Below are 17,473 nucleotides of genomic sequence, written 5' to 3' on the forward strand. Positions count from 1 at the left end.
CTCAGTCCTTGGTCAGCTGTTGAATGCGCTGGGCAATGACGTCCAGCTGCACTTCGGTGGTCCCGGCATAGATGCTCTCGGCGCGCGAGAACAGGTAGGCCTGCGTGAAATGGGCCTTGGCGCGTTGCGCCAGCGCGCTGTGGCCGGGGTTGATATCGGCCACCAGCGCCAGCGCCAGCGACGCAAAGGCCTGGTGGCATTCGGACCAGTACAGCTTGGTGAGCGATCCGCGCGCACCAATCGGCTCGCCGGCGTGCAGCTGCTCCACACTGCGCTCGACCAGGCCCTTGAGGCCATCGATCTGGCTGACCACCTGGCCAATCGCCTGGCGCAGGCCCGGCTCTTGCAAGCGGGCGCGCAGCGCGGGCTCGGACTGGTAGGCCCGCACCAGCTGGCGCAGCTCGCACTCAAAGCGCCAGGCGCGGTACATGCGGTTGGTGGCACGCTCGATCGACAGCACGCGAATCGCCGCGCTCCAGCCTTCATCGGCAGCGCCCAGGCGGGCCGAATCGGGCACGCGCACCTGGTCAAAAAACACCTCGGCGAACGACCGCTTGTTGTCGATGGAGCGGATCGGCACCACGCGGATGCCGGGCGTGTCCATCGGCACCGCAAACATCAGCAGGCCCCGGTGCTTGTCGGCCACCGTGCCGGTGCGGGTCAGCAGCAGGCAGTAATGGGCCTTGGCGGCGCCGCTGGTCCAGATCTTCTGGCCCTGGATCAGCCAGTCATCGCCATCGGGCGTCGCCTTGGTGCGCAGCCGCGCCAGGTCCGATCCGGCCTCGGGCTCGGAAAAGCCCTGGCACCAGTACTCGCGCATCTCCAGAATCGCGGGCAGAAAGGCCTGTTTTTGCGCCTCGGTGCCCACGGCCATGATGATGGGGCCGGCCAGCTCCTTGCCGATCGAGCTGACGCTCTCAGGCATGGCCAGCGCGCCCACTTCCTGGTTCACCGCCAAGTGCTCGCGCAGGCTCAGACCATGGCCGCCATAGGCGGCCGGCCAGGTCATGCCGGCCAGGCCCGCCTGGTACATGCGCGCTTCCCAGTCGCGGCACTCGTCCAGGCTGGGCGTGCGGTAGTCCACGCTGTCGGCGCGCATATGGGCGGGCAAATGGCTGTGCAGCCATTCACGCGCATATTGCCGGTAGGCGCCCGGGCCCGATGCGGCATCGGGGCGGGCGAAATTCTCTTCCTGTTTCATCGCATAGTTCCGATCAAAGTCTCCGTCGCGCTGTGCATCAGGCCTGCGGCGGGGCGGCCACCATCAACGCATCGACCGCAATCACGCCCTCCCCGGCGGGTTGGACCAGCACCGGGTTCAGGTCGATCTCGGCGATCTCGCCGGCATAGGCCAGTGCCAGCTCCGACAGACGCGCCACCGTGGCGGCCATGGCCTGCACATCGGCAGCGGGCTGGCCTCGCACCCCTTGCAGCAGCGGGTAGAGCTTGAGCGAGGAGATCATCTGCAGCGCCTCGGCCTGCGTCACCGGCGCCACCTGCACCGCCACGTCCTTCAGCACCTCGGCATAGATGCCACCCATGCCCACCATCACTACCGGGCCAAAGGCCGCGTCCTGCGAGATGCCGGTGATCATCTCGACACCACCACCCACCATCGGCGCCACCAGCACGCCATCGATCTGTGCCTGCGGCGCGCGCTCTGCCACCCGCGCCAGCAGCTGTGCATGGGCCGTGCGGGCCTGTGCGGCGCTGCGGATGTGGAGCTCGACGCCACCGACTTCGGTCTTGTGGGCAATGTCGGGCGAGACGATCTTGAACACCACCGGGAAACCGATCTGCTCGGCCGCAGCCACCGCTGCATCGGCGGACTGCACCACCTGCTCCTGCGTCACCGGCACACCGGCCCGCGCCAAAAAGGCCTTGGCATGGAACTCGTTGCGGAAAACTTGGGCATCCAGCGCCTCCCAGTTCTGCGCGGCAGCGGGCGCGGCTGGCGGCCGGCCCAGCGTCTGGCCCAGGCGCACCATACCGGCCAGCCCACGGGCTGCCGCATCAATGGTCGGGAAGATCGCAATGCCCGCGTTGGCAATGCGCTCGGTCACATCGGCTGGGCCCTGGCCGATCAGCACGATCAGGCGGTCGGGGTAGTCGCGCCGGATCTGGGCCAGCGCCTCCTGGTACACACCGCTCAAACGCGGGTTGTGCAAGGACAGCGACAGCAGCAGCACCAGGGTGCTGAGCGATGCGTCCTCCAGCAAGGCCGTCAGCAGCTTGTACAAGATATCGGGCCGGCTGGACATCTGCGCCGTCGCATCGACCGGGTTGCGGGTGCCGGCCACCGGCACGGCTTCCTGGATACGGGCACGGGTGGCGTCTGACAGCTCGGGCAGGTCCAGGGCTGCCTGCACCATCGCATCGGCCATCATCACGCCAAAGCCGCCCGATGCCGCCACCAGGGTCACGCCCCGGTTGCGCGGCAGCAGTGCCTGCGGCACCACCGACAGCGCCGCCGTCAGCTCCACCATGTCTTCGATGGATTGCACCGTCAGCGCACCAGCGCGGGTCAGCGCCGCCTCGATCACCGCGTTCGATCCGGTCAGCGCGCCGGTGTGCGAGGCGGCAGCCGCCTGGCCTTGCTCGGTCGCACCAATCTTGAGCACCACCACCACCTTGCCGGCAGCGCGGGCCGCTTCCAATGCCTGCAGCAGCTGGCTGCCATCGCGGCAGGTTTCCATGCAGCACAGGATGATGCGGGTCTGGCTGTCGCGGGCCAGCGCGGCAATGCCGTCGGCAATGTCCACATCCGCTTCGTTGCCCGTTGCCATGAAGCGGCTGATGCCCAGGCCCCGGCGCACCACCGATTGCATCGTGAAGCTGCCCAGGTTGCCCGACTGCGAGACGATGCCCACATGGCCTGCGGCGGGCAGCTTCTCTTCCAGCGCCACCGAGAACGAGCCAATCACGCGCTCCTCGATGCCCACCGCACCCAGGCAATTGGGGCCCAGCACGCGGATGTGGCGCTCCCGCGCAATCTGGCTCAACTGGCGCTGCAGTGCGGCGCCCTCTTCACCGGCCTCGATAAAGCCTGACGACAGCACAATCGCTGCCTGCACGCCTTTGTCAGCGCATTCGCTCAGCGCAGCGGGCGCCATGGCCGCCGGCACCGCGATGATGGCCAGCTCAGGCACCTGCGGCACATCGCGCACGCTGGTATAGGCGGGCAGCGACTGGATGCTGCCGCCCTTGGGGTTGATGGGGAACACCGCGCCGGCAAAGCCATGCTTTTGGAGCAGGTGGACCGGCCGCCCACCAATCTTGGTGGGGTCGTCGGAAGCCCCAATGATGGCAATCGCGCTTGCACTAAAAAACGGATCAAGGCCTGCACCAGGCTGCAGGCGGGTGGTCTGCAGCATGCTCAGCGTCCTTTGAAAACAGGGGCGCGCTTTTCCAGGAAGGCCATGCGCGCTTCCTTGGCGTCGTCGGTCTTGGCCAGCGCCATCGTGAACTCCTGCTCAAAGCGGTAGGCATCGCGCTGGGGCATCAGGTCCACCATGTTGGCGGCACGCTTGGCGTAGATCACCGCCAGCGGTGCCTTGGAGGCAATCTCGCGCGCCATCTCCATGGCCTTGGGCAGCAGCGCTTCGGGCGCCAGCACTTCTTCAACCACATTGCGCTGCAGCATCTCCTGGGCCGTCAGGCGCTGGCCGGTAAAGAACATGCGGCGCATCGTCGAGCGCCCCAGCAAGGTCTTGAGCATCGATGCCCCGCCCGCCAGGCCCACATTGATCTCGGGCATGCCAAAGGTCGCGTTCGACGAGGCATAAAGAATGTCGCAGGCCGCAGCCAATCCCATGCCGGCGCCCAGGGCCGTGCCGTTCACTGCTGCAATCACCGGCTTCGCGCATTCCTTGATCGCATTGCCGGTTTCACGGGTGACGCGGTTGTGCTCCAGAAAGTCGCCCGGCACATCGGCGCTGGGCCGGTCCTTCAAATCAGCACCAGCGCAGAACACCGAGCCGGCGCCGGTCAGCACCGCGCAGCGCACATCGTCACGCTCGGAGATGGCATCGAAGATCGCCACCAGCTCGCGCCGCATCGCCCGGTTGAGGGCATTGACGGGTGGGCGGTTCAAGGTCACCAGGGCCACGCCATCGGCGACTTCCAGCAAAACGGAGGGCTCAGACATGGCGGCCTCCCCGGGTGTGGGCCGCTACCGCAGTAGCCAGGGGGCGGACGGCGGCGCAGCGCGCAGCCTGCGCAATAGGCGCTATCACTTGCATGTTGTCTCCTTGGATCTTGGCCGCTCATGGCGAGCGCCTGTTTCGAATCTGTGTTTGATTCTAGGAAGGAACCCTGCAAATGATTTCCCCCCGATTGGTTGAATCTGTTCTGCGTTCCCCGGGATAGTGGCGCCCTGGGGCAACCCTATGATGGACAGCAACCTACGTGCAGCGCGGCTCCATCCCCGGAGCCCCAACCTGAAGCCCCCCATGCATATCGAGCCCCTGATCCCGCAACGCCTGGCCCTGGGTGAATGCCCCAACTGGGATGCCGCCACCGGCCAGCTCTGGGCCATGGACTGCCGGCGCGGCCATCTGCTGCGCATCGACCCGGCCAGCGGCCAGACCGAACTGCACCTGCTGCCAGCGCCCACGGGATCCTTTGCGCTGAATGCCGATGGCAGGATCGTCATCGCGATGAAGGAGGCGCTTGGCTTGTACGACCCTGCCAGCCGCCAGCTGCACACCCTGGCCGAGCTGGACGAGCACCTGCCCCATCTGCGCCTGAACGATGGCTGCGCGCTGCCCGATGGCCGCTTTCTGGTCGGCAGCATGCATCTGCATCTGGAAGCAGGCGAAGCGCCCAAGGGCGGCATCTATGTGTTGGAGCGGGATGGCCAGCTGGCGCGCATAGGCCCGGCGCTGAAGACCGCCAATGGACCGCTGATCCACCCCCACAACGGCCGCCTCTTCATTGCCGACAGCGCCGCGCAAAGCATTTATTCGTTCGATATCAGCAGCGGGCAAGCACAAGACCAGCAGCTGTTCATCAGTACCCAGCCCCAGCAATCGGCCCCCGATGGCTGCTGCTGGGACAGCGATGGCGGCCTGTGGACCGCCCTGGTGCGTACCGGCCAGCTCGCCCGCTACGATGCCCAAGGGGCGCTGAGCGAGCTGATCAGCCTGCCGGTAGCCCACCCCAGCGCGCTCTGCTTTGGCGGGCCGGATCTGGCGGAGCTGTATGTCACCAGCATCTCGGACAGCGGCCGCCTGCGCGCCAGCGGCCCGCTGGGCGGCGCCATCCTTCGCATCACCGGCCTGGGCTACCGGGGGCTGGCCAAGCCCCAGGCACGCATCCTGAACGATTAAAGCGACCAGTCACTGGGGCAGCGCAAAGCGCTGCGCCTCCCCCGCCACCTGGCTGGCGACAAAATCCAGAAACAGTTTGACCTTGGCCGGGATAATCGCTGAATCCACAATCGTGGCAAACATACCCTCCTCAAAGGTGGTATTGCTCACCACATAATCCGGTAAAAGCCGCACAAGATGGCCGGCCGCCAAATCGGGATAAACGGTGTAATCATCGAGCAGTGCAATCCCCTCACCCAACTTGGCCAATTCCAACAACGCAATGCCATTATTCGTCAAATGCCGGGGCGAAAATTGGATATCTTCCATGCCCGCATCATTCTTAAAATGCCAGATATGGTCCCGGCCCGGCAAATAATAGGCTAGGCATTGCGCCTGCAATAAATCAGCCGGCTTCTGAATGGCTGGCACCTTATCGACATAGGCAGGCGACGCCACCAAATAGCGCTGGCTGTGGAACAGCATGCGCCGTTTGACGCCCGCCTCGACCGGCGGCGATATTCTGAAATCAATATCGATATTATTCTTGACCAGGTCCACCTTGGTCTCGGACAGCAGCAGCTCCACCAGAATTTCCGGGTGGGCCTGGCGGAAGCGGGCGATCAGGCCGGGCAGCACGCGCTGGCCGAACATCGTGCGGGCGTGCACGCGCAGGCGCCCCTGCGGCGCCGAGCTGATGGCGGTGATGCGGGTGTGCGCCTGGTTGATGGTCCAGAGAATGCCTTCCAACTGGGCCGCGTACTCCTGGCCCGATTCGGTCAGCGACACCTGGCGCGTGGAGCGCAGCAGGAGCTTGACCTGCAGCCCGTCTTCAAACTCGGTAATCATTCTCGACACCGCGGTGGCCGAGATGCCAAACAGGCGCGCCGTCTCTGAAAAACTGCGGGTCTGCGACACCGACAGGAACAGCTCCATCGCTCTCAGACGGTCCATGATTCCTCCAGTTTGCGCAGTACTGAATCTCGAATTTCACGCATACAGATCTCCTGACCCCACCCCTAGAATGATTCCATATTGCCCATCATCAAGGAGACATCATGGAATTTGGCGTATTCATTCTGGCGCAGCAGCGCGGCTACCACCAGCGCTCACAGGACGTTATCAACAACTCCATCGAACAAACCGTGGTGGCAGAACAAGCGGGTTTCAATACCGCTTGGTATGCCGAACACCATTTCAATAATTATTCGCTGTCGCCATCGCCATTAATGACCGTGGCCCATGCAGCAGCGAAAACCAAAACCATTCGCCTGGGCACGGCGGTATGTATTTTGCCACTCTACCACCCGGCCCGCTTCCTGGCCGAGGTCGGCTTTGTCGACACCGTGTCCAATGGGCGACTCGAACTGGGCGTGGGCTCGGGCTACCAGCAATTTGAATTTGAGCGCTTTGGCGTCGAGATCGCCAATTCCGGCGCGATCTTCAACGAGTTTCTCGACATTATTCCCAAGGCCCTCACGCAAAAAATATTCGAATACCAGGGCGAGTTCCTGAATATCCCCCCCAGCTCCATCGCGGTGCGCTGCGTGCAAGACCCGATGCCCCCGCTGTGGGTCACCTCGGGCAACCCGGTCACCCTGGGCCGGGGCGTGCGCGAAGGCCACAACCTGTTTGTCACCGCGCTGCTCAACGGCAACGACGCCATTGCCGGCCTGCGCACCAAGCTGGAGAACATTGCAGCGGCCGAAGGCAAGGACCTGGACAACGATGTGAAGTTCGGCTTTCTGCGCTGCGGCTATGCCTCGGACAATGCATCGGAAATCAACGCCTACCTCGACTGCGCCCGGTTTCAGCGCCGCATTTCGGAGAGCCTCAAATTCCGCCGCGCCCAGTCCGAAGACGGCTACATGGTCAAGGAAGTGGCGACCGACACCGACCCGACCTTCGAGCAGCTGCGCAAGAACCTGCCCGTTGGCTCGGTCAACGAAGTGATCGACAAGCTGCTCGAAGAGATCAGCATCCTCAAGCCCAAGCACATTGCACTGCAGACCCAGCTGGGCGACTTCGACCAGAAGACCATGCTCAAGCAGATCGAGCTGTGGGGCGACAAGATCATTCCCGCTGTGAAAAAAGAAGTGGGCCAGGCCGTAGCGCTGGCTTGAGGAGACAGGGCCATGCGCGTTCACCTCAGCAACTGCGGCTCCATCAGCCTGATGGATGCCCACAATTTTCGGGCACTCGATGTGCTGATCGACCCCCAGCCAGAGCCCCAGCTCGCGCAGGCCCTGACCCGCATCGGCACGCGCGACGGCGACAGCCATGTCTGGCTCTTCCCCCAGGTGCTGCGCTTTTTGGCCGGCCAGGCTGCAGACAGCGCATGGGACACGGGCTTTGCCGCCATGCTGGCCTATGCGCAGCAGCACGGCTGGGTCAACGGCCAGGGCCAGGTGCGCGCGCATATCACCTTGGCTGCGGAAGACCAGGTCGTCTCGGTCGCCGACTTCAAGGCCGCGATGCGCGCGCTGCCAGCCGGCATCAGCGCCGTGACCACCGGCCAGGGCAAGGATGTCGCCGGCATGATCGTCTCCAGCCTCACTTCCATCTCGGCCGAGCCGCCGATGGTCGGCTTTTTTGCACACAGCGCCTCGTCGATGGGCGACACCTTGCTGCAAACCGGCAAGTTTGTGGCCAATGTGCTGGGTGAGGAGCACAGCCAGATCATCGCCAGCTTTCTGAGCCAGCCGCAAGGCGAGGCCCGCTTCAAGGAAGGCCGCTGGCACAGCAGCGAGCACCAGTTGCCGGTACTGAGCGATGCGCTGGCCAGCATGGAATGCGACATCGTCTGCACCCACACCCTGGGCACGCACAAGCTGGTGGTCGGCAAGATCCGCAAGTCGTCCTGCAACAGCGCGAGCCCGGTGGTCAACTTCAACGCCAGCACCCACAAACTGGTGCCCTTGGCGGCCTGATGCAGACCAGAAAGGCCCACGACATGGATTGGTTGCAATTGGACCAACGCATCTGCATCGTCACCGGCGGCGCCAAAGGGTTCGGGGATCCTCTGCAGAACTTCCTGCCGTGGTCTGAACGCGGACTCGGGCGATCCGCTACGTTGTCTTTCTTGTCAATAGCTCGCTATTGACTGCGAAAGACGCCTTGCGCCTCATCCCGATCCGCGTCCATCCCATTGGGCGAGGGTTCTGCAGAGAATCCCCAGGCTCCGGCATCATGCAAGCGCTGCTGGCCAGCGGCTGCCGTGTGGCCGTGCTCGACCACGACAGCGATGCGCTGGCGCAGCTCGCCGCCACCCATCCCGATGCCCGGCGCCTGCTGCCCATCCGCGCCGATGTCTCATCGCCCGCGGCCGTGGAGGCCGCCTTTCAAACACTGCAACAGCACTGGAGCGCCGGCCCCAGCGTGCTGGTCAACAACGCCGCCATCACCAGCGCCGCGCCGCTGGCCGAGCTGGATCCTGCTGTCTGGGAGCGACAGCTGCAGATCAACCTGGGCGGCTACCTGCGCATGGGCCAGGCCTTCTACCGCCATTCTGACGCCAGCCGGCCGCGCGCGATCGTCAACATAGCCTCGATCTCCGCCCAGAACGCCCAGCCGCTGAGCGGCGGCTACAGCATGAGTAAGAACGTGCTTACGATCTCCTCGCGCCGCGACAGTGGTTTTGCGGGATGGGATGCGAGGGGGGCGCCCAGCCGCGCAACACCGCAGCAATAGCCGCGCTATTGCGAGGATTTGCAACGACGCAGACCGCCCCTAGCCGGGCGCCCGCAAAACCACTGTCCCTACGGGTTGGAGTGAAATCGGGCGATTTCTGCGCGCTGGCCCTTGCTTGCACCCCGGTGCAAGCTGCGGACCATCGCTTCGAACTCATCCCGATTGCACTCCAACGCGGCTGCGTAGAGATCGTAATCACGTTCTCGGGCCGGTATCCGCATGCTGACTGCGCAAATGTGCCTGGAATGGGGCCCCGCCGGCATCCGTTGCAACACTGTCAGCCCCGGCCTTTTTGTGACCCCGCTGAGCGAGCGCTTCTACCGCAACCCCGACGACCGCGCCCGCCGCGAGCAGGTGGTGCCGCTGCGCCGCATCGGCCAGATCGACGAACTTGCCCAGGCGGTGGTCTTCCTCGCCAGCCCCAGGGCCAGCTATATCCATGGTGCGGATCTGGTGGTTGACGGTGGTTTCAGCCATTCGCTGATGACGCATATTCCTCGGGCTTATGGGCAAGGGGAGTGGAGCGCTGGGAAGGCGCAGCCTGGCTTGGAGCAAGCCACCAGTCCAGGTGTCAGCAACAGGTGATACCGGTCAGGGCAGCGGGTCGCCCGCACCCACCCGGTCCACAATCAGGCGGTAGTGCTCAGGCCTGCGGTGCTTGGCAAAATTGAAGACATGCTGGCGGAAATGTTCACCCAGCGACAGATCGGCGCTGACGCAAATCACCTCATCGTCCTCGGTCAGCGTGCGTGCCACAATCTCGCCGGTAGGTGCAACGATCACCGAGCTGCCGATCATGTGGTGGCCATCTTCCGAGCCGCATTTCCCAGCCGCTGCCACCCAGATCCCATTTTGGTAGGCATTCGCCTGCAATGAAACCAGGTGGGTGGTCGTGCGCAGATGCACTGGCTCATTCCAGTGGATATTGAGCGACGGGGTGTTGTAGCCCAACATGACCACCTCTGCACTTTGCAAAGCCATCACGCGGTAGGTCTCCGGCCAGCGGCGGTCGTTGCACAGGCACATGCCGTACTTCACGGATTCGGACTCGAACACCCTGAACCCCAGGTTGCCCACATCGAAGTACTTTTTCTCCAGATGCTGGAATGGCGCCTCCGGCTTGTGCTCCATATGGCCTGGCAAATGGATCTTTCGGTACTTGCCGGTGATTTCTCCCTTCCGGTTGACCAGTACCGCTGTGTTGTAGGGCCGCCCGTCTTCTGCCAATTCCGCATAGCCCAGATAGAAGCCCACGCCCAACTCACGGGCGGCATCAAACAGCGGCTGTACCTCCGCGTTGGGCATCTGCGCTTCGAAGAATCTCGCTTGTGCTTCCGCTTCTTCCATCCAGTAACGCGGGAAGAACGTCGTCAGTGCCAATTCAGGAAACACCACCATCTCAGCGCCACGGGCCTTGGCCTCGCGCAGCATGGCCACCAAGCGCCGGACCACGGCGCCTCGGCCATCCGACAAATGCACTGGCCCCATCTGAGCCACAGCCAAACCTAGTTTTCTCGTTGTCATTGCACGCACTCCTTTTGCGTTTTCTCTTGAGGCTCTGTTCGGCGAAGTACTTGCCCTGGGCGCGCACCTGTGGGTTGGCGGCCATCCCACACCTGGCGGCCATTGACCCAGACTTGTTCGATGCCCTGGCTGGCCTGCACTGGCGCTTCAAAGGTGGCCTTATCCGTCACACGCTGAGGATCGAACACCACCAGGTCGGCAAACCAGCCGGGAGCCAACCGCCCGCGCTGCTCCAATCCATATTGCTCTGCTGCCAGCCCCGTCATGCGATGGATGCCTTCCTCCAGCGACAGCAATCCAAATTCGCGCACCATGCGCCGCAGCACACGGGTAAAGGCGCCCCACTGGCGTGGATGGGGATGCGGATCAAAAGGCAGGCCATCGGATCCGACCATCGTGAGTGGGAACGCAAAGATGCGGTCCACATCGTCCTGGTCCATCAAGAAATAGATGGCCCCGGCCGGTGACAGCCGCGTCAGCAGCGCTTCATCGTCCAAGTCCCATTCCTTCTGCAGGTCGGCAAAGTCCCGCCCTTTCGCTTCAGGACAAGCGCTGGACCAGGTGATCATCGTGCGGCTTGCAAGCCGCACCCGGTCGAGCCGCAGCATGGTGGACGTGGCGGGATAGGGATGGCAGTCCATACAGACGGGTTGGTGACCGCTGGCCTCCCGGATCAGCGCCAGCGTCTCCTCCGACCGGCCATGGTTGCGCTCACCGGCCAGTTTGTGATGGGAGAAAACCACGCGGCAGTCTGCCTCGCGTCCCACCGCCAATGCTTCTTGCATCGCGGGGACGATGTCATCCGCCTCATCCCGCAGATGGGTGGCATACACGGCCTGCCGACCTCGCAGCGGCTGGCAGACCTCCAACAGTTCTCGTGTTGAGGCGTGGCGTGCTGGCGGGTAGAAGGTACCGGTCGAGATGCCGAAAGCGCCCTCATCCAGCGCTTCCGTCAGCAGGTCACGCATCTGCGCACATTCGTCATCGGTGGCTTCACGCTGGTGGTCGCCCATCACCTTGACGCGCAAGGTCGTATGGCCCACCAAAGGAACCACGTTCACTGCAGCCGGCTGCGCTTGCAAAGCTTGCAGCCACTCCCCAAAACGCCCAAAGCGAAACAGCTCGGGAGGTCCCAGCAAGTCCAGCGGCTGCGGCAGGCTTTGCTGCACCAGCGGCGCGAGGCTGATGCCACAGTTGCCGGTGACCACGGTCGTAATACCTTGGGAGACTTTGGGCACCATGTCGGGATGCACCAACAAGTAGCCATCGTCGTGGGTATGTGAATCAATAAAGCCCGGTGCAATGGCCAGCCCCTGCAGGTCGATAACGGTATCACCGGCTTGGGCCTTTACCGCTCCCACCTGGGCAATTCGGTCCCCATCGACCGCAAGGTCTCCGCTGAACGCCCGTTGGCCAGTCCCGTCGATCACCATCGCATTCTTGAATATCAGCACGTTTGCCTTCTCTTTCAGGGGCTGATCAGTTCAGCTTCTCGATCTTGCTGGACTGGATGATGTCCGTCCATTTCTTCGTCTCGCGGGCAATCAGTTGCTTGAAATCTTCGGGCGTGCCCCCTACCGGCTGGGCCCCCAGGCCATTGAGGCTGTCCCGCACAGTGGGCGTCTTCAACACCTTGTCCAGGTCGGCCGCCAGCGCCTTGGCTTGCTCGGTTGTCATCTTGCGATTGCCCACCACGCCGCCCCAGGAGACGATCTCGTAGCCCTTGACACCCGCCTCGTCCATCGTCGGCACATCGGGCAGTTGCTCGATACGCTTGCCCAGCTGGGTCACCGCCAACGCACGGACCTTGCCCGACTTGATCAGCGGCACTGCTTCAGAGCTATTGATGAACATATAGTCCAAGCGCCCGCCCATCAGATCCTGCAGTGCAGCCGGCCCACCTTGGTAGGGAACAAAAACCGTGTTCAGCTTTTCCAGGTGGTTGAGCAGCTCACCGCTCATGTGGCCAGTGGTGCCGACGCCCGATGCGCCGTAAGAAAGCTTGCCAGGGTTCTTGCGCGCTTCTGTCAGCAAATCCTTGACGGATTGGGCGCTGGATGCCGCTGGAACGATCAGTACGTTGTAGAGGTTGAAGAGATGCGACACCGGGACCACGTCCTTGTCCACGTCATAAGGCAAGGTGGAGAACAGCGCGCGATTCACCGCGAGGGTGTTGATATTTCCATAGCCCACGGTGAGCTCGTTGCCCCGGATCACCTGCACCATGCCGATATTGCCTGCTGCTCCAGGCTTGTTTTCGACAATCACGGGACGGTGGGCGTTCTGCGACCATTGGTTGGTGATGATGCGGCTCAGCACGTCCGGAGAGCCGCCGGCAGCGGAGGGCACGACAAAGGTGATGGCTTGGCCAGCGTTACCCTGGGCAGCGCTAGGGCCAGACTGCACAGCCCATAGAACAAGGGGCAACAGCAGGGCAAAACGGTTCAGAAGGCGGCGGTTCATGGCTTGGTTCTTTCATGGGTCTGAATATTGCTTGCAGCGTAAAGGACAAGCCCAGCACACCCAAATTGAAAAATGTCGGTGCATTCACAAACAAAGTTATATCGACCAGGGGTTAACACCACATGCCAAGCCATTCGCCGGAAGCCAGCACGCCCGCCATCCGCGCCCGCGCACTCAACATGCGGCAGCTGGAGGTGTTCCACGCCATCATGACCACGGGCACCATCAGCGGTGCAGCCTTGGCCTTGCATGTCTCGCAGCCGGCCCTGAGCCGCGCGCTCGCGCACTGCGAAGCCCGCCTGGGGTATTTGTTGTTTGAGCGGCAAGGAAGGCGGCTGCAACCCACGCCCGAAGCCCAGCGCCTGCACGAGGAGGCGCGCGATCTGTACCGAGGTCTGGACCGCCTCAATACCCTGGCCCAGCGCATCGGTCAGGCGGGTGTGGCCACCTTGCACCTGGCCTGCAGCGCCACGTTTGCCAACACCTTGATTCCGCAGGCGCTGCAGCAACTGATGCGCTATAGCCCACAGTTGCGCGTTGACTTTCGCACCGCGACCTATGACGAATTGCCGGAGTATTTGCTGTCTGGGCAGGCCGATGTCGGCGTTTCCCTGGTGGAGTCCAACCATCCAGGCTTGAAATCCCGCTTTATCGGGCGCCAGCACCTGGTATGCGTACTTCCGCCACAGCATCCGCTTGCGGACAGGGCGCTGGTTGATCCCGTGGAGCTGTGCGAGACGGCATGGATCGGATACCCCCCAGACACCCCGCTGGGACGGCTTTGTGCCTCAGCGCTAACTATGGATGTCAGCTCGGCGAGTATTCAGGTACGGTCGCCCGCCATTGCACTCAGCTGCGTACAGACCGGCTTGGGGGCCGCCATCGTGGACGCTTCGTGCATCCCACCCATTCCCCGAGACGACATCGTCGTCAGGCCGTTGACGGCTGATGTGTACTCCGACATCTGGGCCATCACCTCCGCCCGGCAGCCTTGCGCGGCAGCAGGCCAGCAGTTCATCGACGCGCTGCATGCGGTACTCAGGCAGCTGAGTGCCTCTGCACCTCAACCGCCCGCAGCCAGGAGGCCGGGCACTGCCTGAGGATTTTTTCAGGCCCCCGCGCCGGGATCGAAGGAGAGGCTCGGGGCTGGGCATCAAGAAAATGTCAAATCCAAGCCCATCGTTCGTACCAGGGTGAAAGTCAGCAGCCCCAGCAACATCAATGCCGCCATGAAAATGGCCGCCACCTTGCCACCAGCGCGCAGCACCGCGCGCGGGTTGCCGCCTTTTTTGCCCTGGTCGTAATGCCACTTGATGGCAAAGAACATGCAGGTGCTGAACATGCCCAGCTTGAAGATCACGAAGACTACGGGGATCCAATCGATCATTTTGCGAATTTCCAGCCAATGACTTGGCACTGTCCGGGCCTCTGCGAAGCAACAGGCCTCCACGCCAGCGATTGCCATACCAGCATGGGCCGCTGCACGTTCTGGTGCATATTACGCAAAAGCAATTTCCATACATGCGGACAAATTGTCCCAGGGACCGTTTGCAGTACCCTTGCCAAACGGAATGGAGCGGATCGCCGAGACCGCGTTCAGACCGGGGCAGTGCGTTTTGCAGAGGATTCCTGCACCCATCCATACATCCATACATTCGCAGAGCAAAACCATGCAAGAAGACGACACCCTCCGCTGGCTGCCGCGATTGGCCGCGCGTGGCGGGCCGCGCTTTTTGCAGATTGCCGATGCCTTGCAGAGCGCCGTGGCCGATGGGCTGCTGAAACCCGGGGACCGGCTGCCGCCGCAGCGCCACCTGGCAGCCTTGCTGGACGTGGACCTGACCACCATCACCCGTGCTTACGGCGAGGCCAGGCGCCGCCATCTGCTTGAAGGGCGTGGCGCCCGGGGTACCTATGTGGCGGCCCCCAAGGTCGAACTGACGGCGGTGCTCGACCTGGGCATGAACACCCCGCCGCCGCCAGCGGGCCTGGCTTTTGACGACCTGCTCAAACAAGGCCTGTCGCAGGTGCTGATGGGGGCAGATGCGGCCCTGCTGATGACCTACCACCTGGGCGGCGGCAGTGATGTGGACCGCCAGGCCGGCGCCCAGTGGCTCCAGCCGATGTTCGGGCCGGTCGATGCCGAGCAGCTGGTCGTCTGCCCCGGCGCGCAGGCGGCGATCGCTGCGTCGATTCTGGCGCTGACCGAGCCCGGCGATGTGATCCTGGCCGAGCCCGTGGGCTACCCGGGTCTGCGGTCGGCTGCCACGCAGTTGGGCCGGCAGCTCGTCGCCGTGACCACTGACCAGCATGGCATGCGGCCCGATAGCCTGGAACAGGCCTGCCGCCAGCACCAGCCGGCCCTGCTCTACCTCAATCCCACGTTGCAGAACCCCACCGCCATCACGATGCCGCTGGCCCGGCGCCAGGCGCTGCTTGCCATCGCGCAGCGCTGCAAGGTGCGCATCGTTGAAGACGATCCCTACTGGCTGCTGGCCGAGGCGCCACCGCCGCCGCTGGCACGCCTGGCACCGGAGCAGGTGCTCTATATCTCCACCCTGTCCAAATGCCTGACCCCTGGGCTGCGCGTGGCCTTTGTGCTGGTGCGCGATCCTGTGCTGCGCGAGCGCTTCCAGGCAGCCCTGCGCTCCTTTGCGCTGATGGTCTCGCCGCTGTCGGCCGCGCTGGCCACACAGTGGATTCTGGGCGGCTCGGCCTACGGGCTGATGGAGGGGGTGCGCAAGGAAGCGCGCCTGCGCCACCGCATGGCGCGCGATCTTCTCGCCGGCCGCTACAGCGGCGCGGGCGATGGTCTGCATGTCTGGCTGGAACTGCCCGGGTATTGGAGCCCTTCCCAGCTCGCGCAAGCGGCGTACAGCGAGGGCATCGCCATCACCCCGGCAGAGGCCTTCGCCACCGATCCAACCGACACCCACACGGTCCATGCCATACGCATCTCGCTGGGCAGCATCAAAGACAGGAGCCGCCTGCAGGCCGGGCTGCAGCGCCTGTCGCAGCTGCTGGCACGGCGGCCGGATGCGTTCAGCGCTGCCGTGGTTTAACGGCCTATCCAACCCAATCCCATGAACCTGCGCCCCGCCGATCACAGCGATCTTCCCACGCTCTTTGCCATCCACCGGTCGGTGTTCCGCGCGCACATCGAGCAGCTCTGGGGCTGGGATGAAGCCTGGCAGCGCCAGAACTTTGTGGCCGAGTGCGCAGCAGCCGTCACCTCGATGGTCGAGGTGGGTGGCCAGACCATCGGCTACCTGCAGGTCGTCGAGCAGCACAGCCACATCCACGTGCAGAACATCGCCTTGTCTGCGGACCACCAGGGCCAAGGCATCGGCAGCCAGTTGTTGAAAGACCTGCAATCGCAGGCCGCTGCCCGCCACTTGCCGCTACGTTTGGGCGCCTTCCGCACCAACACAGCGGCGCTCCGGCTGTACCAGCGCCTGGGCTTTCGGCAGACAGGCGAGACACCGACGCATACGGAGATGGAGTGGACCGCAGACGAGCCAGACATGCCCGCAGCGGAAGACAACAACGCCGTGCTCCAGCACTACTTCAACGCCTCTGCACCGCTGCTTGCACGCCACCCCCAGCTGCTTGCACCCAGTGAAGTGCTGGAACAAACCGCGCAACTCGGCTTCCACCCGCTGGTCCAACAGCTGGGCTGCTACGTGCTGGACGATGCAAACACCAGTGACCACCACTTTCTGGCCACCCGCTCACCACTGGCAGGCTGTGTGGTCTTCCTCAGCCACGATGGCGATACGCGTGCCGTCTTCGATTCGGCAACTGGTTTTCTCGCAGCGGTACAACAGGCACAAGCCAGCGGCCGTGAGGTTTCGGACCTGCATCCGGCGCTGTCCCCGCTGGCCCCGGACCAGGCTGCATTGGCGGCGTTCATACACCAGCTGCTGGACGAGGAGACTTGCAATGAGGTGGTGGCCGCGCTGATCCCCTCCCTCGACCTCGAAGACCACCACCTGCTGCGCAGGATGCTGGACGATGAGGACTTCTATCTCGGCGAGGCCGTGGCGATGGCCATCGAAAAACGCCCTAGCCCAGCACTGCTACCACTGGCCCACCAGGCCGCAGCGCATGCACACCCACAGGTTGCTAGGGCGGGAAAGATTGCCGTTCAACGGATCCATCAGCTGGGCCAGCGCCCTCGGTAAATCGCCTCTGCACTGCCAACGCTATAATCTGCCCGTCGAAAAAGGCAGACTTGGTTTGGTAAGCCCAAGTCCTTCCACACGGAAGCGCTGACTCTGCCCGCGCATGGGTCCCCGCGACGAACTTGCACCGCATCTCCATGCGGCCATCGGTTCGTCCCAGGGGTTCTCAAGACAAGGAATCACTCCGGCCGAACGGTCAACCGAGCGAGGACATGTCCATGCCTACGATCTCCCATTACGACGTCATCATTGTTGGCGCAGGCCCCGTGGGCCTGCTGCTCAGCTGCGAGCTGCGGCTCGCCC

16 protein-coding genes and 1 pseudogene are annotated in these 17,473 nt (G+C 63.7%); 9 read left to right on the top strand and 8 right to left on the bottom strand.

What is annotated here, in order from left to right; genetic code table 11:
* Position 1: 1 nt before the first annotated feature.
* From ACCQ08_RS00135 to ACCQ08_RS00145, 3 genes are read right to left on the bottom strand one after another with little or no spacing between them, the layout of a single operon-like run.
* The gene (locus ACCQ08_RS00135; protein WP_373448494.1) at positions 2-1,201 is read right to left on the bottom strand and encodes an acyl-CoA dehydrogenase family protein; all 1,200 of its coding nucleotides are present in this window, start codon (positions 1,199-1,201) and stop codon (positions 2-4) included.
* A 37-nt stretch (positions 1,202-1,238) separates the two neighbouring features.
* A complete protein-coding gene (locus ACCQ08_RS00140; protein WP_373448495.1) occupies positions 1,239-3,374 on the bottom strand; it encodes an acetate--CoA ligase family protein in 2,136 nt (711 codons plus the stop codon).
* Positions 3,375-3,376: 2 nt separating this feature from the next.
* Entirely contained in the window at positions 3,377-4,147 is a 771-nt protein-coding gene (locus tag ACCQ08_RS00145; RefSeq protein WP_373448496.1) for an enoyl-CoA hydratase/isomerase family protein, read from the bottom strand.
* 304 nt (positions 4,148-4,451) lie between these two features.
* On the opposite strand from ACCQ08_RS00145, the gene ACCQ08_RS00150 reads away from it, so the two are divergent.
* The gene (locus ACCQ08_RS00150; protein WP_373448497.1) at positions 4,452-5,330 is read left to right on the top strand and encodes an SMP-30/gluconolactonase/LRE family protein; all 879 of its coding nucleotides are present in this window, start codon (positions 4,452-4,454) and stop codon (positions 5,328-5,330) included.
* Positions 5,331-5,339: 9 nt separating this feature from the next.
* Here the strand turns inward: ACCQ08_RS00150 and ACCQ08_RS00155 are convergent, their stop codons facing one another.
* A complete protein-coding gene (locus tag ACCQ08_RS00155; RefSeq protein ID WP_373448498.1) occupies positions 5,340-6,245 on the bottom strand; it encodes a LysR family transcriptional regulator in 906 nt (301 codons plus the stop codon).
* Positions 6,246-6,367: 122 nt separating this feature from the next.
* Between ACCQ08_RS00155 and ACCQ08_RS00160 the strand changes: the two genes are divergently transcribed.
* The 4 genes from ACCQ08_RS00160 to ACCQ08_RS00175 all read left to right on the top strand — a co-directional run bounded on the left by ACCQ08_RS00160 (position 6,368) and on the right by ACCQ08_RS00175 (position 9,584).
* Positions 6,368-7,432 carry an LLM class flavin-dependent oxidoreductase gene (locus ACCQ08_RS00160; RefSeq protein ID WP_373448499.1) on the top strand — a complete coding sequence of 355 codons (1,065 nt, stop codon included), beginning with the start codon at positions 6,368-6,370 and terminating at the stop codon, positions 7,430-7,432.
* A gap of 12 nt (positions 7,433-7,444) precedes the next feature.
* Positions 7,445-8,239, top strand: coding sequence for a flavin reductase family protein (locus tag ACCQ08_RS00165; protein WP_312525043.1), 795 nt, complete (start codon positions 7,445-7,447; stop codon positions 8,237-8,239).
* Between the two features lie 259 nt (positions 8,240-8,498).
* Complete coding sequence (locus ACCQ08_RS00170; RefSeq protein ID WP_373448500.1) at positions 8,499-8,999, top strand: SDR family oxidoreductase; 501 nt, start codon at positions 8,499-8,501, stop codon at positions 8,997-8,999.
* Between the two features lie 219 nt (positions 9,000-9,218).
* A complete protein-coding gene (locus tag ACCQ08_RS00175) occupies positions 9,219-9,584 on the top strand; it encodes an SDR family NAD(P)-dependent oxidoreductase (RefSeq protein ID WP_373448501.1) in 366 nt (121 codons plus the stop codon).
* 6 nt (positions 9,585-9,590) lie between these two features.
* On the opposite strand, the gene ACCQ08_RS00180 is transcribed toward ACCQ08_RS00175, so the two are convergent.
* Genes ACCQ08_RS00180 through ACCQ08_RS00190 form a run of 3 tightly spaced genes read right to left on the bottom strand, consistent with a single transcriptional unit; the run spans position 9,591 to position 12,986 of the window.
* Positions 9,591-10,523 (bottom strand): N-carbamoyl-D-amino-acid hydrolase, encoded by a 933-nt coding sequence (locus tag ACCQ08_RS00180; protein ID WP_373448502.1) that lies wholly within the window; start codon positions 10,521-10,523, stop codon positions 9,591-9,593.
* Positions 10,520-11,956 carry an amidohydrolase family protein gene (locus ACCQ08_RS00185; RefSeq protein ID WP_373448821.1) on the bottom strand — a complete coding sequence of 479 codons (1,437 nt, stop codon included), beginning with the start codon at positions 11,954-11,956 and terminating at the stop codon, positions 10,520-10,522. Before ACCQ08_RS00185 ends, ACCQ08_RS00180 begins: the two co-directional genes overlap by 4 nt.
* Before the next feature lie 46 nt (positions 11,957-12,002).
* Positions 12,003-12,986, bottom strand: coding sequence for a Bug family tripartite tricarboxylate transporter substrate binding protein (locus tag ACCQ08_RS00190; protein ID WP_373448503.1), 984 nt, complete (start codon positions 12,984-12,986; stop codon positions 12,003-12,005).
* Positions 12,987-13,108: 122 nt separating this feature from the next.
* Here ACCQ08_RS00190 and ACCQ08_RS00195 point away from each other — a divergent pair, with 122 nt between their 5' ends.
* Entirely contained in the window at positions 13,109-14,086 is a 978-nt protein-coding gene (locus ACCQ08_RS00195; protein WP_373448504.1) for a LysR family transcriptional regulator, read from the top strand.
* Between the two features lie 53 nt (positions 14,087-14,139).
* Here ACCQ08_RS00195 and ACCQ08_RS00200 read toward each other — a convergent pair whose 3' ends face one another.
* Positions 14,140-14,373 carry a hypothetical protein gene (locus ACCQ08_RS00200; protein WP_239812669.1) on the bottom strand — a complete coding sequence of 78 codons (234 nt, stop codon included), beginning with the start codon at positions 14,371-14,373 and terminating at the stop codon, positions 14,140-14,142.
* Positions 14,374-14,656: 283 nt separating this feature from the next.
* Here ACCQ08_RS00200 and ACCQ08_RS00205 point away from each other — a divergent pair, with 283 nt between their 5' ends.
* From ACCQ08_RS00205 to ACCQ08_RS00215, 3 genes and pseudogenes are all read left to right on the top strand, one after another.
* Entirely contained in the window at positions 14,657-16,048 is a 1,392-nt protein-coding gene (locus ACCQ08_RS00205; RefSeq protein WP_373448505.1) for a PLP-dependent aminotransferase family protein, read from the top strand.
* Positions 16,049-16,069: 21 nt separating this feature from the next.
* On the top strand, positions 16,070-17,170 hold the full coding sequence (locus ACCQ08_RS00210; RefSeq protein WP_373448506.1) for an N-acetyltransferase family protein: 1,101 nt from the start codon (positions 16,070-16,072) through the stop codon (positions 17,168-17,170).
* A gap of 218 nt (positions 17,171-17,388) precedes the next feature.
* Positions 17,389-17,469: pseudogene (locus tag ACCQ08_RS00215) on the top strand (hypothetical protein); the annotation flags it as partial.
* Positions 17,470-17,473: the final 4 nt, after the last annotated feature.

Origin of the sequence: Comamonas sp. SY3, assembly GCF_041730275.1 — a bacterium.
GTDB classification, from domain to species: domain Bacteria; phylum Pseudomonadota; class Gammaproteobacteria; order Burkholderiales; family Burkholderiaceae_C; genus Comamonas; species Comamonas sediminis.

Excerpts from the sequence above, each read along its gene's own strand:
- ACCQ08_RS00160 (WP_373448499.1), top strand. The coding sequence starts at position 6,368 with ATGGAATTTGGCGTATTCATTCTGGCGCAGCAGCGCGGCTACCACCAG.
- ACCQ08_RS00180 (WP_373448502.1), bottom strand. The coding sequence starts at position 10,523 with ATGACAACGAGAAAACTAGGTTTGGCTGTGGCTCAGATGGGGCCAGTG.
- ACCQ08_RS00185 (WP_373448821.1), bottom strand. The coding sequence starts at position 11,956 with ATGGTGATCGACGGGACTGGCCAACGGGCGTTCAGCGGAGACCTTGCG.
- ACCQ08_RS00200 (WP_239812669.1), bottom strand. The coding sequence starts at position 14,373 with ATGATCGATTGGATCCCCGTAGTCTTCGTGATCTTCAAGCTGGGCATG.
- ACCQ08_RS00190 (WP_373448503.1), bottom strand. The coding sequence starts at position 12,986 with ATGAACCGCCGCCTTCTGAACCGTTTTGCCCTGCTGTTGCCCCTTGTT.
- ACCQ08_RS00205 (WP_373448505.1), top strand. The coding sequence starts at position 14,657 with ATGCAAGAAGACGACACCCTCCGCTGGCTGCCGCGATTGGCCGCGCGT.
- ACCQ08_RS00195 (WP_373448504.1), top strand. The coding sequence starts at position 13,109 with ATGCCAAGCCATTCGCCGGAAGCCAGCACGCCCGCCATCCGCGCCCGC.
- ACCQ08_RS00140 (WP_373448495.1), bottom strand. The coding sequence starts at position 3,374 with ATGCTGCAGACCACCCGCCTGCAGCCTGGTGCAGGCCTTGATCCGTTT.
- ACCQ08_RS00170 (WP_373448500.1), top strand. The coding sequence starts at position 8,499 with ATGCAAGCGCTGCTGGCCAGCGGCTGCCGTGTGGCCGTGCTCGACCAC.
- ACCQ08_RS00135 (WP_373448494.1), bottom strand. The coding sequence starts at position 1,201 with ATGAAACAGGAAGAGAATTTCGCCCGCCCCGATGCCGCATCGGGCCCG.
- ACCQ08_RS00210 (WP_373448506.1), top strand. The coding sequence starts at position 16,070 with ATGAACCTGCGCCCCGCCGATCACAGCGATCTTCCCACGCTCTTTGCC.
- ACCQ08_RS00155 (WP_373448498.1), bottom strand. The coding sequence starts at position 6,245 with ATGGAGCTGTTCCTGTCGGTGTCGCAGACCCGCAGTTTTTCAGAGACG.
- ACCQ08_RS00175 (WP_373448501.1), top strand. The coding sequence starts at position 9,219 with ATGCTGACTGCGCAAATGTGCCTGGAATGGGGCCCCGCCGGCATCCGT.
- ACCQ08_RS00145 (WP_373448496.1), bottom strand. The coding sequence starts at position 4,147 with ATGTCTGAGCCCTCCGTTTTGCTGGAAGTCGCCGATGGCGTGGCCCTG.
- ACCQ08_RS00165 (WP_312525043.1), top strand. The coding sequence starts at position 7,445 with ATGCGCGTTCACCTCAGCAACTGCGGCTCCATCAGCCTGATGGATGCC.
- ACCQ08_RS00150 (WP_373448497.1), top strand. The coding sequence starts at position 4,452 with ATGCATATCGAGCCCCTGATCCCGCAACGCCTGGCCCTGGGTGAATGC.